Source organism: Lipingzhangella rawalii (assembly GCF_031628175.1).
GTDB classification, from domain to species: Bacteria; Actinomycetota; Actinomycetes; order Streptosporangiales; family Streptosporangiaceae; genus Lipingzhangella_A; species Lipingzhangella_A rawalii.
The window spans coordinates 458047-470307 of record NZ_JAVLVT010000005.1 but is presented as its reverse complement, the minus strand read 5'-3'; the positions used below and the strand labels follow the sequence as shown (position 1 = coordinate 470307).

Annotated in this window: 17 protein-coding genes and 1 tRNA gene; 12 read left to right on the top strand and 6 right to left on the bottom strand. The window is 68.9% G+C overall.

Features of this window, described 5'->3' with window-relative positions; translation table 11 throughout:
• Positions 1 to 4: 4 nt before the first annotated feature.
• On the top strand, positions 5 to 784 hold the full coding sequence (gene pcaD / locus RIF23_RS13105) for a 3-oxoadipate enol-lactonase (RefSeq protein ID WP_310912772.1): 780 nt from the start codon (positions 5 to 7) through the stop codon (positions 782 to 784).
• 11 nt (positions 785 to 795) lie between these two features.
• Positions 796 to 1236 (top strand): 4-carboxymuconolactone decarboxylase, encoded by a 441-nt coding sequence (gene pcaC / locus RIF23_RS13100; protein WP_310912771.1) that lies wholly within the window; start codon positions 796 to 798, stop codon positions 1234 to 1236.
• Between the two features lie 182 nt (positions 1237 to 1418).
• Here pcaC and RIF23_RS13095 read toward each other — a convergent pair whose 3' ends face one another.
• Positions 1419 to 2420, bottom strand: coding sequence for an ABC transporter substrate-binding protein (locus RIF23_RS13095; protein WP_310912770.1), 1002 nt, complete (start codon positions 2418 to 2420; stop codon positions 1419 to 1421).
• 73 nt (positions 2421 to 2493) lie between these two features.
• Between RIF23_RS13095 and RIF23_RS13090 the strand changes: the two genes are divergently transcribed.
• From RIF23_RS13090 to RIF23_RS13075, 4 genes are all read left to right on the top strand, one after another.
• The gene (locus RIF23_RS13090; RefSeq protein WP_310912769.1) at positions 2494 to 3552 is read left to right on the top strand and encodes a FecCD family ABC transporter permease; all 1059 of its coding nucleotides are present in this window, start codon (positions 2494 to 2496) and stop codon (positions 3550 to 3552) included.
• Positions 3549 to 4643: a FecCD family ABC transporter permease gene (locus RIF23_RS13085; protein WP_310912768.1), complete on the top strand. Its 1095-nt coding sequence runs from the start codon at positions 3549 to 3551 to the stop codon at positions 4641 to 4643. Before RIF23_RS13090 ends, RIF23_RS13085 begins: the two co-directional genes overlap by 4 nt.
• A gap of 38 nt (positions 4644 to 4681) precedes the next feature.
• Positions 4682 to 5533 carry an ABC transporter ATP-binding protein gene (locus RIF23_RS13080; protein WP_310912767.1) on the top strand — a complete coding sequence of 284 codons (852 nt, stop codon included), beginning with the start codon at positions 4682 to 4684 and terminating at the stop codon, positions 5531 to 5533.
• 220 nt (positions 5534 to 5753) lie between these two features.
• Positions 5754 to 6335: a hypothetical protein gene (locus RIF23_RS13075; protein ID WP_310912766.1), complete on the top strand. Its 582-nt coding sequence runs from the start codon at positions 5754 to 5756 to the stop codon at positions 6333 to 6335.
• 28 nt (positions 6336 to 6363) lie between these two features.
• On the opposite strand, the gene RIF23_RS13070 is transcribed toward RIF23_RS13075, so the two are convergent.
• Together RIF23_RS13070 and RIF23_RS13065 are read right to left on the bottom strand one after the other, a co-directional pair.
• Positions 6364 to 7158: a DUF427 domain-containing protein gene (locus RIF23_RS13070; RefSeq protein ID WP_310912765.1), complete on the bottom strand. Its 795-nt coding sequence runs from the start codon at positions 7156 to 7158 to the stop codon at positions 6364 to 6366.
• Between the two features lie 89 nt (positions 7159 to 7247).
• Positions 7248 to 7718: a PaaI family thioesterase gene (locus RIF23_RS13065; RefSeq protein WP_310912764.1), complete on the bottom strand. Its 471-nt coding sequence runs from the start codon at positions 7716 to 7718 to the stop codon at positions 7248 to 7250.
• Between the two features lie 57 nt (positions 7719 to 7775).
• On the opposite strand from RIF23_RS13065, the gene RIF23_RS13060 reads away from it, so the two are divergent.
• The 3 genes from RIF23_RS13060 to RIF23_RS13050 all read left to right on the top strand — a co-directional run bounded on the left by RIF23_RS13060 (position 7776) and on the right by RIF23_RS13050 (position 9368).
• Complete coding sequence (locus tag RIF23_RS13060) at positions 7776 to 8201, top strand: MarR family winged helix-turn-helix transcriptional regulator (protein ID WP_310912763.1); 426 nt, start codon at positions 7776 to 7778, stop codon at positions 8199 to 8201.
• A 124-nt stretch (positions 8202 to 8325) separates the two neighbouring features.
• Entirely contained in the window at positions 8326 to 8787 is a 462-nt protein-coding gene (locus RIF23_RS13055) for a VOC family protein (RefSeq protein WP_310912762.1), read from the top strand.
• A 140-nt stretch (positions 8788 to 8927) separates the two neighbouring features.
• A complete protein-coding gene (locus RIF23_RS13050) occupies positions 8928 to 9368 on the top strand; it encodes a hypothetical protein (protein ID WP_310912761.1) in 441 nt (146 codons plus the stop codon).
• 30 nt (positions 9369 to 9398) lie between these two features.
• Here RIF23_RS13050 and RIF23_RS13045 read toward each other — a convergent pair whose 3' ends face one another.
• The 3 genes from RIF23_RS13045 to RIF23_RS13035 all read right to left on the bottom strand — a co-directional run bounded on the left by RIF23_RS13045 (position 9399) and on the right by RIF23_RS13035 (position 10424).
• On the bottom strand, positions 9399 to 9836 hold the full coding sequence (locus RIF23_RS13045) for a type II toxin-antitoxin system VapC family toxin (protein ID WP_310912760.1): 438 nt from the start codon (positions 9834 to 9836) through the stop codon (positions 9399 to 9401).
• Entirely contained in the window at positions 9833 to 10066 is a 234-nt protein-coding gene (locus RIF23_RS13040) for a ribbon-helix-helix domain-containing protein (protein WP_310912759.1), read from the bottom strand. Before RIF23_RS13040 ends, RIF23_RS13045 begins: the two co-directional genes overlap by 4 nt.
• A 285-nt stretch (positions 10067 to 10351) precedes the next feature.
• Positions 10352 to 10424 (bottom strand) — tRNA-Asn (locus RIF23_RS13035).
• Positions 10425 to 10587: 163 nt separating this feature from the next.
• Here RIF23_RS13035 and RIF23_RS13030 point away from each other — a divergent pair.
• From RIF23_RS13030 to RIF23_RS13020, 3 genes are all read left to right on the top strand, one after another.
• On the top strand, positions 10588 to 10959 hold the full coding sequence (locus tag RIF23_RS13030; RefSeq protein WP_310912758.1) for a hypothetical protein: 372 nt from the start codon (positions 10588 to 10590) through the stop codon (positions 10957 to 10959).
• 61 nt (positions 10960 to 11020) lie between these two features.
• Positions 11021 to 11500, top strand: a complete 480-nt coding sequence (locus RIF23_RS13025; RefSeq protein ID WP_310912951.1) for a hypothetical protein — start codon at positions 11021 to 11023, stop codon at positions 11498 to 11500.
• Positions 11501 to 11556: 56 nt separating this feature from the next.
• The gene (locus RIF23_RS13020; protein WP_310912757.1) at positions 11557 to 12027 is read left to right on the top strand and encodes a pyridoxamine 5'-phosphate oxidase family protein; all 471 of its coding nucleotides are present in this window, start codon (positions 11557 to 11559) and stop codon (positions 12025 to 12027) included.
• Positions 12028 to 12261: the final 234 nt, after the last annotated feature.

Here is a 12261-nt window from a genome sequence, read left to right as displayed (position 1 = left end):
TGCAATGTCAGCCGTGGACGTCCACTACACGGTCGACGGTCCCGACACGGCCCCCGTCGTGGTTCTCGTCAACTCGCTGGGGACCACGCTGGAGATGTGGGATCCACAGTTGGCCAGCCTGTCCGCGGAGTTTCGCGTGGTGCGGTTCGACATGCGCGGACACGGCCGCTCGCCGGTGCCACAGGGACCGTACTCGATGGCGGACCTGGGGTCGGACGTGGTGCGGCTACTCGATCGTCTCGGTGTGGAGCGGGCCCATGTGGTCGGCCTGTCGATCGGTGGCATGGTGGGCCAGTGGCTGGGTGCACACGCCCCGGACCGGGTGGCGGGACTGACCCTGATGTGCACGGCACCCCGTCTGGAGCCGGCATCGGCCTGGGCGCAGCGCGCCGCGACCGTGCGGGCTGAGGGAACGGAAGCGATTGCCGACACTGTGGTGGGGCGCTGGTTCACCCCCGAGTTCGCCGAAGCCAACCCCCAGACCGTGGCCCGCACCCGCGCCATGGTCGCCGCGACCCCAGCCGAGGGCTACGCGGGCTGCTGCGGCGCCATCGAGGGTGCCGACCTGGTGCCGGACCTGCCCTCCGTCACCGCCCCAACCCTGGTCGTCGCCGCCGCCGAGGACCCCTCCACTCCGCCGGGCGTGGTCGAACAGGTCTCGGGAGGCATCCCCGGGGCCCGATACGTCCTCCTCGAAGACAGCGCGCACCTGGTCAACGTGCAGCGCGATGCGGCCGTCACCCAACTCGTCAGCGACCACGTCCATGGCAAAACCCCGGAGTGAGGACATCCGCGATGCACCACCCCGATCCGGACCGATCGGGAGGCGACGCCGCCCGGCACGCCGCCGGCATGACAGTGCGTCGGTCCGTTCTCGGAAGCGCACACGTGGACCGGGCCGAAGCGAACACGACACCCTTCACCGAGCCGTTCCAGGACCTGATCACCCGGTACGCCTGGGCAGAGATCTGGACCCGGCCCGGACTGGACCGCCAGACCCGGCGGTGCATGGTGCTCACGGCCCTCACCGCGCTGGGGCACTGGGAGGAACTCGCGATGCACGTGCGCGCGGCCCTGCGGGACGGCACCCCGCCGGAGGTGCTGCAAGAGGTTTTCCTCCAGGCTGCGATCTACTGTGGCGTCCCCGCCGCGAACCGGGCATTCGCGCTGACACAGGGCATCCTGTCCGAGTTCGGGCTGGCCACCACGTCCGATCCCGACACCGGCGAGGGCTGACCGCCCCGCCGCACCCTCGGGACTCCCGCAGGGAGCAGGCGATGTGTGCCCGGGTCTGCATCATCGGGGCCAAGGCGGCTGGGCTGTTGCCGTCCCAGCTCCTCGCCGCCCGGGGGTGGAGACCGTCGTGCTGGTGGGACCACGGGTGGTGGGATCTCGGTCGCCCCACCACCCCGGGAGGGTCAGTCCTGCTCGACGAGAAGCTCGGAAATGTCGTCGAGGACCGCCTCGGCACCGAGGATGCTGGTGGAGCTGACCCAGCTGCGGTCGTCGACGTCGTGCTGCTGCCCGGTGAGCTGGCCCCACAGGGGGTTGGTGGTGAACGTGTCGGCCTGCTCCGCGGACTCCCCGCTCCCGTCCTGCCACTGGGCGACGAAAATGTGGTCGGCGTCGATGTCGAGAATCTCCTCCTGACTGATCTCGGCCATGATCTGGTCCTCGGGAATCTCGGGGGCGTCCGGGGGCCCGGGCAGCCCCAGGTCCTGTTGGATGACACCGAAGAAGGAGTCGGGCCCGTAGAGGCGCATCGTCGGTTCGCCGGCGAACCGACCGAGCGCCACCGTGGGCGCCGCACCACCGTTGGCCGCCACGATCTCCTCGGCCAGCTCGGTGGTGCGTTCGTCGTAGTCCGCCAGTAGCTGGGTGGCGCGCTCCTCGGCTCCCAGGGCGGTGGCGACGAGTTCGAGATTCTCCTTCCACGGGGCACCGACGGTCTCGGTGAACACGGTTGGCGCGATCTCGGAGAGCTGGTCGTAGATGTCCTCGTGGCGGACGTTCGCGGACAGGATCACATCGGGCTCGAGCGCGGCGATCTCCGCAAGGTCCGGAGCCTCCAACGTGCCGACGATGTCGGAGTCGCCGGCGTAGGTCTCGCCCGCCTGGCCGAGATAGTCGCGCAGTTCGGGGCCGTCCGCGTACTGGGTGCGCCCCACCACGGTGGCCTCCAGGGCGATCGCGGCATCGAGTAGGGCCGTGTCCAGGGCGACGACCGTGTCCGGCTCGGATTCCAGGGTGGTCTCGCCCATCGCGTGGTCGACCGTTCGGGGGAACTCGCCCTCGTCGCCCGCGGTGTTTTCCTCCGTCCCGGCCTCACCACATCCCGTGGCGAGCATCACAGCGCAGCCGATCAGGGCAGCGAATAGGCTGCGAGTCGGTCCCGGAGTTGGCCTGCTGGGGTGAAACATGGAACTCCTTGCACTATTTTAGGTTTGGCTATCCTAATACGGATCGTTTCCTCGTAGGCAAGGACGTTCCCCCGTGATCGAAACCACGTCCCCGGAACGTGGCCACCCACCCGGACTCGCCGATCGCGCCGCCATCCGCCGTCGGCGGCTCAACGCGGGCCTCGCCATCCTGGTGCTCGCCCTGGCCCTCGCCACCGCGCTCAGCATCGCCGTGGGGGCGCGCTCCATTCCTGCCGAGGAGGTCCTGCGAGCGCTGGTGGCTCCCGATGGGGGCGAGTCCAGCACGATCGTGCGGGAGCTGCGCATCCCCCGCACCCTGCTGGGGCTCGTGGTCGGACTGGCTCTGGGAGCCGCCGGGCTGCTGATGCAGAGTCACACCCGAAACCCGATTGCCGAGCCCAGTCTGCTCGGTGTCACCTACGGTGCGGCGTGCGCGATCGTGCTGAGCATCTTCCTGTTCGGAGTGTCCGGGTTCACCGAGCAGGTGTGGTTCGCACTCGCGGGTGCGCTGCTCGCGGGCGTGGGCGTGTTCGCCCTGGCCTCCGGAGGTGGTCGGACACCCAGCCCGGTCACCCTGATCCTGTCCGGCGCGGCGATGACCGCGTTACTCAGTGGGGTGACCTCCGCGGTGGTCCTTCTCGACCACCAGAGTCTGGAGGTGTTCCGCTTCTGGCGGATCGGTTCGCTGAGCGGGCGCCCCGCCGAGGTCACTCTTCAGGTTCTGCCCTTCCTCGCCACCGGCCTCGTTCTCGCCCTGGCGAACGCCCCCGGCCTGAACGCCCTGGCGCTGGGTGAGGAGGTGGCCACAGCCCTGGGGCAGCGCGTATGGCTCACCCACGCAGTCGGCGTCCTGGCCATCGCCCTACTCACCGGAGCCTCGGTCGCCGCGGCGGGACCGATCGGCTTTCTCGGCCTGATGGCACCGCACCTGGCCCGTTGGATCACCGGCCCTGACCATCGGTGGGCTCTGCCCTACGCCGCGCTGAGCGGCGCGGTACTCCTTCTGCTCGCCGACGTGGCAGGTCGAATACTGCCCGCCTCGGGAGAGATCGAGGTCGGAATCGTCCTGGCGGTGCTCGGTGGGCCGTTCCTGATCGCTCTGGTACGACGACAAAGGTTGCACACTCCATGACGCCCACATCCCCCAGCACCGGCACAGCGTCGCGTCCGCGGATGCTGCGCCTGGGGCCGGTCGCCGCATGGCCGTGGCAGCCGCGCACCCTGCTCGTCAACCTCTGCGTACTCGCGGTCCTCCTGGTCGGTTTGCTTCGTGCCCTGCTGGCCTTCGACGACTATCCCATGGGCCTCGGGGAGGTCCTGGCCACGCTGGTGGGGCGAGGAGAGCCCGGCCCGGAGTTCGTGGTATTCCAGCTACGACTTCCGCGGGCCCTGACGGGAATGCTCGTCGGAGCCGCCCTGGGCATGGCGGGAGCTATCATGCAGGGGCTGACCCGCAATCCCCTGGCGAGCCCGGACGTACTCGGCATCACCTGGGGGGCCGCCGTCGGGGCAGTCGCCGTGATCGTGACGGCAGGCAGTGCCGGTGGAGTCAGCGGGCTGGCCGCCGACCTGGGGCTCCCGGTGGGGGCTCTGTTGGGAGGCTTGGGTGCCGCCGCGGTGGTGTTCGCTCTGTCCTGGCGAACCGGGCTGGCCAGTGACCGGCTGCTGTTGGTCGGGGTGGCCACCTCCCTCGTGTGTGCAAACCTCGTGTACTGGGCAATGACCTGGACCGACCTCCAAGACGCCGCGCGCGCCCAGACCTGGCTGAGCGGAAGCCTGCACGCGGCGGACTGGACACGGTTGGCTCCCACCGCCCTGGCTCTGGGCCTACTCGTGCCGGCAGCGCTGTTCGTGGCCCGTCCACTGGCCGCGTTGGGCCTGGGAGAGGACACCGCCCGGGGTCTGGGCGTGCGGGTCACCGGCGCCCGACTGGCACTGTTGGGATACGCGGCCCTACTGGTGTGCGTGGCCACCTCGGCCGCGGGGCCCATTGCCTTCGTCGCTCTGGCTGCTCCACAGATCGCACTACGGCTGGCCCGGCGGGCCCAACCTCCGCTGGTCGGCTCCGCGTTGGTCGGAGCGGCGCTCACCGTGGTCGCCGATCAGCTCGCTGCGGGACTGTTCGCGCCGACCCAACTACCGGTTGGGGTGTTCACCGCGATCCTGGGGGCGCCCTATTTGATGTACCTGGTGGTGCGCCGCCATCGGCAACAGTCCGGCTGACCTTTCAATATTAGGCATGGCTAGCCTAAGATACCGGTATGGCTTCCGTTTCTGACACCACCGGCACCGAGACGCCCTCCCGCCTGTACGGCACCGGTCTCCGGCTGGCCTACGGCGACCACGTGATCGCCGAGAACCTGGACTTCACCGTCGCGGACCGGGGTGTCACCGCGATCATCGGGCCGAACGGCTGCGGCAAATCCACCCTGCTACGCGCCCTGGGCCGGTTGTTGCGCCCCGCGGCCGGCGAGGTCATTCTGGACGGCGCCCCCATCGCCGCGCGTCCCCCGAAAGAGGTCGCCCGCACAGTCGCCGTTCTCCCCCAGTCCCCACAGGCACCAGCGGGCCTGAGCGTTGGCGATCTGGTGGCGCGTGGACGCCATCCCCACCAGAGCTGGTACCGCCAGTGGTCCACGACGGACCACCACGCGGTCAGCGAGGCCCTGGAACTCACCGGAATGCAGGAGCATGCCGAGCGGGCCCTGGACCAGCTCTCCGGCGGACAGCGCCAGCGCGCGTGGATCTCCATGGCCCTCGCCCAGGACACTGATCTACTTCTGCTCGACGAGCCCACCACGTTCCTGGACCTCGCGCACCAGATCGAGGTCCTGGACCTGGTGCGCACGCTGAACAGTCGGCACGGGCGCACCGTGGTCATGGTGCTGCACGATCTGAACCTGGCGGCGCGCTACGCCCACTACCTGGTGGCCATGCGCGACGGCACCGTCGTCGAGGCCGGGGCCCCCCGACAGGTACTCACACCCGAACTCATGGCCACGACGTTCGACCTCAATGCCCAGATCATCACCGATCCGGTGGCGGGCACACCCATGGTGGTTCCCGCCAGCACCACCGACACCGAGCCGGTGGTCACGGCACCAGTGGGCTGACGACACCGGCCACCCCCGCACCCGACAGGCTCTCGCCCCGCACGCGGGCCAACCCACCCTCGCGGCAGTGGCGAGAATCACCCCTTACCACGCGGACGCATCCCGTCCACTTGACCGTCCAGACGGTATATTGAATTGTGCGACTCACGCTGGCCACATCAGACTCGCGTGCGCTCGCACCCAGCCGGCCCTTCCCGAAACCCCAGGCCAAGGAGTCAGCATGACCGCCACCGACCTGGTGCTCCTGCTCGGGGTGTTCCTGGGCGGGGCGGCACCGTGGCTGGAGGCGGTCATCGTCATCCCCGCCGGGATCCTGGCCGGCCTGAACCCAATCGCCACGGTGATCGCGGGCACGGTCGGCAACCTCCTCACCGTCGCCGTGGCTGCCTGGTTCGGGGACCGGATCCGCGTGTGGTGGCGGCGCCGCCGGTCCCGCCGGCGCCAGCCCGCGCAGCCGGTACAGCCGATGCGGCCGGTACAGTCCGCACCCAGCGGTGTCGGGAATGCCGGGGACGACTGTGGCACCGACGCCACTGACGACGCCGAGAACGGAGCAGCGGAGCGGTCCTCCTCGGGGAGCTGGCAACGGGCGCAGCGCATCGCCCAACGCTGGGGTGTGCCCGCACTGGCCGCCCTCGGCCCGATCGGACTGGGCACCCAACTCTCCGCGCTCGTCGGGATCAGCCTGGGGCTGAGCGCACGCAAGTCCTTCCTATGGATCGGAACGGCCACCGTGCTGTGGGCGATCGTCGCGGCCTGGGCCACCCTGGCCGGGGTCTCCATCGCCGGGGTCGGTGCCTGAACCCCGCCGTTCGGGCCAGTCCGGCCGCTCAGGGTTGGCGTTCGGTATCGGTGGTCAACTCCGCATGCAGCAGGCAGACGTGGCCGGCGATATCCGGCCCGTCGGGCAGCGGATGCGGGTAGGACCAGGCGGCGTCCGGGATCTCGCGTCCGTTCACCAGCAGGTTCCAATAGGTGGCCTCACCCTTGTAGGGGCACCGGGTGCGGGTTCGGCTCGCGGTGAACAGGGCCGGATCAACATCGTCGACCGGGATGTAGTACCTGTTCGGTAGCCCCGTCTCCGAGAGCAGCAGGGGACGTGAGCTCAGGGCCACGGTGTGCTCGCCGTGGCACACCCGCACGATAGTCCTGCTGTGCCGCGCGTCCACCCGATGGAACGGATCACGCAGATGGCCATGGACCCGCTCCTCCTCGTCGAACCAGGCATCGGCCGATGCCCAGTACACAGCGGCCATCCCGTGGAGCCATCGAGCTCCGGCGGTGGGTTCGGGGTAGGACCACACGGCGTTCTCGGCGAGTTGGCTGCCGACGCGAAGGTGCCAGTAGGCGGCCTCCCCCTTGATCGGACAGCGCGTGCGCCGGTCACTGGCCTCCAGATGGCCGTGCCGGACGTCCTCCCAGGGTGCGTAGAGAACCGGGAGCAGTCCGGTCTCGTGCACCAGAATCCCCCGGTCGGTGTCCAGTACCGTTTCCCCACCCAGCACGGCACGCACCCGCCGCGGAAACGGACTGGCGTACAGCAGACGTTCGGGCCCGTCGAGACGGTAGTTCACCGTTTTCGGATGGTCCGCCGCGAGCGGCCCTCCGCCCAAGGTCAAGGACATGGTTCCCCCGTTGTGGCATAGCGGTTGTCGGGCCTGGTCCTTCCCCGCGTCGCCCGGCGGCACGCCCGAACGGATACACAACGACGGCGTCACCGCTCGATCGGGGCCTCCGTCCCGGCCGCCAGTACCGAAACCGTGCCCTGAGCAGCGGCGCAGTGGGTCTGCTGGCCCGAAGCGTCCACGGTGACCAGCGCACAGCGACACACCACGCGGGTGCGTCCGGCGCGCACCACCTGCGCCCGAGCCCGCAGGTGTTCTCCGACGGCGGGCTGGAGATAGTCGATGGTGAACCCGGCGGTCACCACCCGCGGCCCGGCGACGGTACCCGCGGCGAAGGTCAACGCATTGTCCGCCGCGTAGCTGAGGACTCCTCCGTGGAGAACCCCGTGCTGCTGGCGGAGGTCATCGCGGATGTCAAGCTCCAAGGTTGCCCGCCCCTCGTCGAAACGGGTCAGGCGTGCGCCGAGTAACTGGCTGAACGGCTGATCCGCGAGGACCCGTTGGGCGGCTGTGAGGCTCAGGGATGCGGACACAGTGCACCTCGATTTGCGACGCGACATTCAATTCATTAGTGAAGTGAGAATCCCGTGTCCCCTCGCGTCTGTCAATATCGAACCATGTCCGAGCCCGACCAGCGCCTGTTCTTCCTGCTCCAGCGGGCCGCACACCAACTACGCACCAGCGCGGACCAACGCTGCCTCGCCGCCGCCGGCATCACCACCGCCCAACTTGGCGCGCTGTTCGCTATCCGGGACCAACCGGGAACCACCCAGCAGCAGCTGGCCCGTGTCCTGGGACTGCGCGAATCCGCGGTCACCGCACTGGTTACACGTCTATCCCGTGCCGAGCTGATCGCCCGGCGACCGCACCCGACCGAACACCGCGCGGTGGTGCTGGAGACCACGGACGCGGGCGAGGAAGCCGTACGGGCCGCCCAACCGGAGGTGGACCGCTTCAACAGCGAGCTACGAGCACTCCTCGGCGACGAGGACTTCACCCACACCACCCGTGCCCTGCGCCAGCTCGCCTATTGGGAGCACTGAACGTCCCGACGGCCCCGCGGCTCACCGGTCGGCACTACCGGCCCCTGCCCCAACATCTCCCCGGCCGCATGGAGCCGTCCCGCCAGCACGACACCCAGGACCACCGAACGAAAGGAACCGCCCGATGAGCCGCGCCATCCAGATCACCGTCGACGCCCACGATCCACGGGCCCTGTCCTGCTTCTGGCGGGACGTGCTGGGCTATGACCACCCGGCACCGCCCGGCGTGGACCTGGCCCCCGACTCCGACCCCCTGGCCGCCTGGGACACGTTCCTCGAACGGATCGGTGTCCCACAGGAGCAGCGCAACTCGGCCGCCGCTATCGAAGACCCGCAGGGGCACGGGCCACGCGTGTTCTTCCAGCAGGTCCCCGAGGACAAGGTCACCAAGAACCGACTCCATCTCGATGTGCGCGCCGCTCCCGGCCTCGAGGGCGAGAAGCGGATGGCCGCACTGGAGAACGAGTGCGACCGGCTCATCGCCCTCGGCGCCACCCGCATCCAGCGCCACGAGCCCGATCCCCCCATGAACGGCGGTCACATCGTCATGGCCGACCCCGAAGGCAACGAATTCTGTCTGGACTGACCGGGGGTGCGTCGGAATGGGGAAATAGCAACTCGGGGGTTCCCCTCAGCGGACTGGGCAACGAAAAGCCAATGGGGGTAAAGCCGCCGCGGATGGGGGGCGGGGAGTGCCCAGAACGGCCAAGGCCACAGGGCCTGGCCGTGGATGGCTCCCCTGGCAACTCCTGTTCTCGAACCCGGCCCGGCAGCCCAGAGCATCTGGAGGCCCTGCTGGCCACGCTCCCCGATGCCTCAGCACCAGTCGCTCCGCGCGAGCGCACGAGCCTCCCCGCCCGCGCCAAGCAGATCAAGAGCGACCAGGCGCGGGAGATCGTCACCGCCTACGAGGCCGGAGCCACGGTCTATGACCTGGGCCGGCGCTTCGGCATCGCCCGACAGACGGTGAGCACAATCCGCACGCGTCACAGCAGGCAACTGCGCCGCACCGGCCGCTCCCCCGAACAGATCAACGAGGCGGCACGGCTGTACGTGCTGAAGTGGTCGCTGGCGCGGATCGGCCGGCGAATGGAGGTCATCCCGGACACGGTGCGGCTGCTGGAGCGAAGGGTGCGGATGCGCGATCGCAATCAGAGGTTCCTGTGATCATGACGCCCGCCGTGACAAGCCCGAGGCTCATGCGACGTCGTCCGGTAGCAGGCGGAACGCCTGATGCGGAGTGAGCGGACGCACGGTTCGAAAACCGCGCCGGTCGAGGCTCAACAGTGCATCGGTCCGATACTGGGCGGCCAGGGCGACGTTGACGCCGTCGGTGAGATCCAGATCCAGGGCCGCGTAGCGCCGCTGCACGGCTCGCGCGGTATCGAGGACGTCAATACTCGGCTCCGGGACCTGAAAACGCATGCGATGTACCTGAGCGAGGAGGTGGTCCAGCAGTCGGCTCCGCGCTTCGGAGCCGAACCGGGCCTTGGCCATGTGGTCCAGTTCCGTCAGAACCAGCCCGGAAATGATCACCGTACCGGCCTGCTCCAGCACGGACCGGCAGGCCGCCGCCTCAGGCGCGTTACGGTCGGACGCGGCAATGATTCCGGAGGTGTCGGCGATGACGATCATGCGCCGCGGCGCCCCTCGGCGACAGTCTCGGTGATCTCTTCGCGGGTGACGGGCTCGCCACTGCCTTCGAAGGTCGGCCAGTCGAGGGGATCGTCCCAGACGCGGTTCGCCATGGCGGCGAGATGCAGGCCTTCGCGAATGATCTCTGCCTCCGCGACGCCACGGCGCCGGGCGGCCTCCTTGATCAGGGCCAGGTCCTCGGGGTCCGCGTAGACATTGGTCCGCTGCATCGATATGTACCGATGCTAACACATACACGCGTGGCCGCCTGAGCTTGGCGTATCGGCACCGGGCGGAGGCAGACGGTTCTTTCTCCAACGGCCCAACATGCTCGACCGCGCCGCATGTCGCGTAAGGTCCGGAGCCGCCATAGTCGATCCGTGACGCGGGTGGGTGGGTTCGAGGCCGCTCTGGCGACTCGGGGTAACCCCCCAGACCATGGGGGCCAGGAAAAGCCGATGGGGGTGTCACGGCGCATGCGAAAGGCCAGGCCCTATGGGCCTGGCCGTGGAGAGCTCCCGCGACTGGACTCGAACCAGTAACCTATCGGTTAACAGCCGATTGCTCTGCCGATTGAGCTACGCGGGATCGCGCTGCCGGCGGGCTGTCCGCCGCGCCAACGGCATCCACCTTAGCGCATCTGCGGGAGTGGTCTGCACATCGTCGCGAGTTCCGTGCCGGTCCGCGGCTCGCTGGTTCCACGAGGGTAGCCTTTCGGATATCACTGGAGGAGCCGAGTGGAGGAGGACGTATGCGGTACCGGATCACCTTCGCAGCCGGGCTGGCTGTGGGATACGTCCTGGGGACACGGGCAGGTCGCCGGCGCTACGAGCAGATCACCCGCATGGCACGCCGGGTCGCCGACAGCCCTGCCGCCCAGGAGACCGCCGGCCTGATCGGTTCCCAGGTCACCCGGGCCGGGCGGAAGGTACGTACCACCATCGTCGACCGTGTGCCCGGTGTGCACGACTTCTTGGACCGGCCCAGCCCGCAGGAACAGACAGAACTGAACCTGTGGGACGAGGTACCCGAGCCGCGCGACGCCGGAGGCGACACCCCGCCCATCCAGGCCGAGGCGAGCCGCGGGGACAGCTCCGATCCCGGCGCATCCAACAACCGGTGAGTGGACCGCTCTCCCAGCTCCGGCCCACCCCCGCTCTACACCGCCCCGGAGGCCGATCGTGATGTGGCTGTTCGGTTCCGCCGTTCCGTCCAATGTGCGGGCACGACTGTCCCTGGCGCGCGGGGAGCGTGCCCTGGCATACGCAACCGCCCCGGATGGGCACCTCGTCGTGACCAACCACCGGCTGCACCTTCCGCAGGGACGATCCGTTCCCTGGGAGATGATCGACTGGGCGAACTGGACCGAGGATGGGCTGAGTTTTCTGGAAGTCGGCTCGGGTACCCAGCACGTCACTGTGCGCGAGCCGGGTCGGGTTCCCGAGGTCGTCCAGGAGCGGGTGACTGCGACCATCACGGTAAATCAGCACGTGCCACTGACCGGGGACGGACGGGGGGTCCGGCTGGTGGCCCGCCGCTCCCCCGCCACCGACGAGATCGTCTGGCACGCCCGGTTCGACGAGGGCCTGGATTCCCAGGACGCCGAAATCAACCACCGGGCCGGACTGGCCCTCGCCAAGCTGCGCGAGCGCATGGGAATCTAGGACTACGCGCGGTTCCGTAGCCGTAAATGTCAGAGATTCCCGCCAGGATGGAAACCATGACCACCTGGCAGCAGTTCACCACCGAACAGCCAAGTTTCGCCGCCGAGGTGCAGGCGCGATTCGAAGCCGCCACCCATCACGTCCTCGCGACCCTGTGTGCCGACGGCTCCCCGCGGGTCAGCGGAACCGAGGTACAGTTCGGGGACATCGATATCACTGTCGGGTCCATGTCAGGAGCCCGCAAGGCCCGCGACCTTCTCCGCGATCCGCGGTTCGCCCTACACAGCAATCCGGGAGACGGCACCGCGTCCCCAGATGGTCTGCTGGACGCCAAACTCACGGGCCGAGCCGAGGAAATCACATCCGGCCCCCTGTTCGACCAGATACAGCAGCAAGACCCAGCGGCGCACCTGTTCCGGCTGGAGCTGGATTCGGTGGTCACGGTTGGCCTGACCGAAGAGCGCGATGCGCTCCTGATTCGTCACTGGCGTCCCGAATCCGGTCTCGTCGAGACGCACCGCCCGTAGGCCCCTCCACCAGGTGCAAGCCCCGGCACCCACCCATCGACGCAACTGGCCAGTTGCTCGAGATCCAATTGCGGGCGACCAGGCCACACTCCAAATCCCGATCGTCGCGACGCCACCCGGGTGGCGTCGGGGTGACTATGGAGCTTCGGGGCCACCCCGGACGAGTGGAGCCCCCAGGGGGCCAATGTGGGCACCACACGGCCAATGAGGTGCTAGAGAGCGGGGGAAGGGGGC

What these genes read in the sequence shown, in the direction of transcription:
- pcaD (WP_310912772.1), top strand. Translation starts at nt 5, where the DNA reads ATGTCAGCCGTGGACGTCCACTACACGGTCGACGGTCCCGACACGGCC.
- pcaC (WP_310912771.1), top strand. Translation starts at nt 796, where the DNA reads ATGCACCACCCCGATCCGGACCGATCGGGAGGCGACGCCGCCCGGCAC.
- RIF23_RS13080 (WP_310912767.1), top strand. Translation starts at nt 4,682, where the DNA reads ATGGCTTCCGTTTCTGACACCACCGGCACCGAGACGCCCTCCCGCCTG.
- RIF23_RS13040 (WP_310912759.1), bottom strand. Translation starts at nt 10,066, where the DNA reads ATGCAGCGGACCAATGTCTACGCGGACCCCGAGGACCTGGCCCTGATC.
- RIF23_RS13030 (WP_310912758.1), top strand. Translation starts at nt 10,588, where the DNA reads ATGCGGTACCGGATCACCTTCGCAGCCGGGCTGGCTGTGGGATACGTC.
- RIF23_RS13085 (WP_310912768.1), top strand. Translation starts at nt 3,549, where the DNA reads ATGACGCCCACATCCCCCAGCACCGGCACAGCGTCGCGTCCGCGGATG.
- RIF23_RS13070 (WP_310912765.1), bottom strand. Translation starts at nt 7,158, where the DNA reads ATGTCCTTGACCTTGGGCGGAGGGCCGCTCGCGGCGGACCATCCGAAA.
- RIF23_RS13095 (WP_310912770.1), bottom strand. Translation starts at nt 2,420, where the DNA reads ATGTTTCACCCCAGCAGGCCAACTCCGGGACCGACTCGCAGCCTATTC.
- RIF23_RS13020 (WP_310912757.1), top strand. Translation starts at nt 11,557, where the DNA reads ATGACCACCTGGCAGCAGTTCACCACCGAACAGCCAAGTTTCGCCGCC.
- RIF23_RS13065 (WP_310912764.1), bottom strand. Translation starts at nt 7,718, where the DNA reads ATGTCGCGTCGCAAATCGAGGTGCACTGTGTCCGCATCCCTGAGCCTC.
- RIF23_RS13075 (WP_310912766.1), top strand. Translation starts at nt 5,754, where the DNA reads ATGACCGCCACCGACCTGGTGCTCCTGCTCGGGGTGTTCCTGGGCGGG.
- RIF23_RS13055 (WP_310912762.1), top strand. Translation starts at nt 8,326, where the DNA reads ATGAGCCGCGCCATCCAGATCACCGTCGACGCCCACGATCCACGGGCC.
- RIF23_RS13045 (WP_310912760.1), bottom strand. Translation starts at nt 9,836, where the DNA reads ATGATCGTCATCGCCGACACCTCCGGAATCATTGCCGCGTCCGACCGT.
- RIF23_RS13025 (WP_310912951.1), top strand. Translation starts at nt 11,021, where the DNA reads ATGTGGCTGTTCGGTTCCGCCGTTCCGTCCAATGTGCGGGCACGACTG.
- RIF23_RS13060 (WP_310912763.1), top strand. Translation starts at nt 7,776, where the DNA reads ATGTCCGAGCCCGACCAGCGCCTGTTCTTCCTGCTCCAGCGGGCCGCA.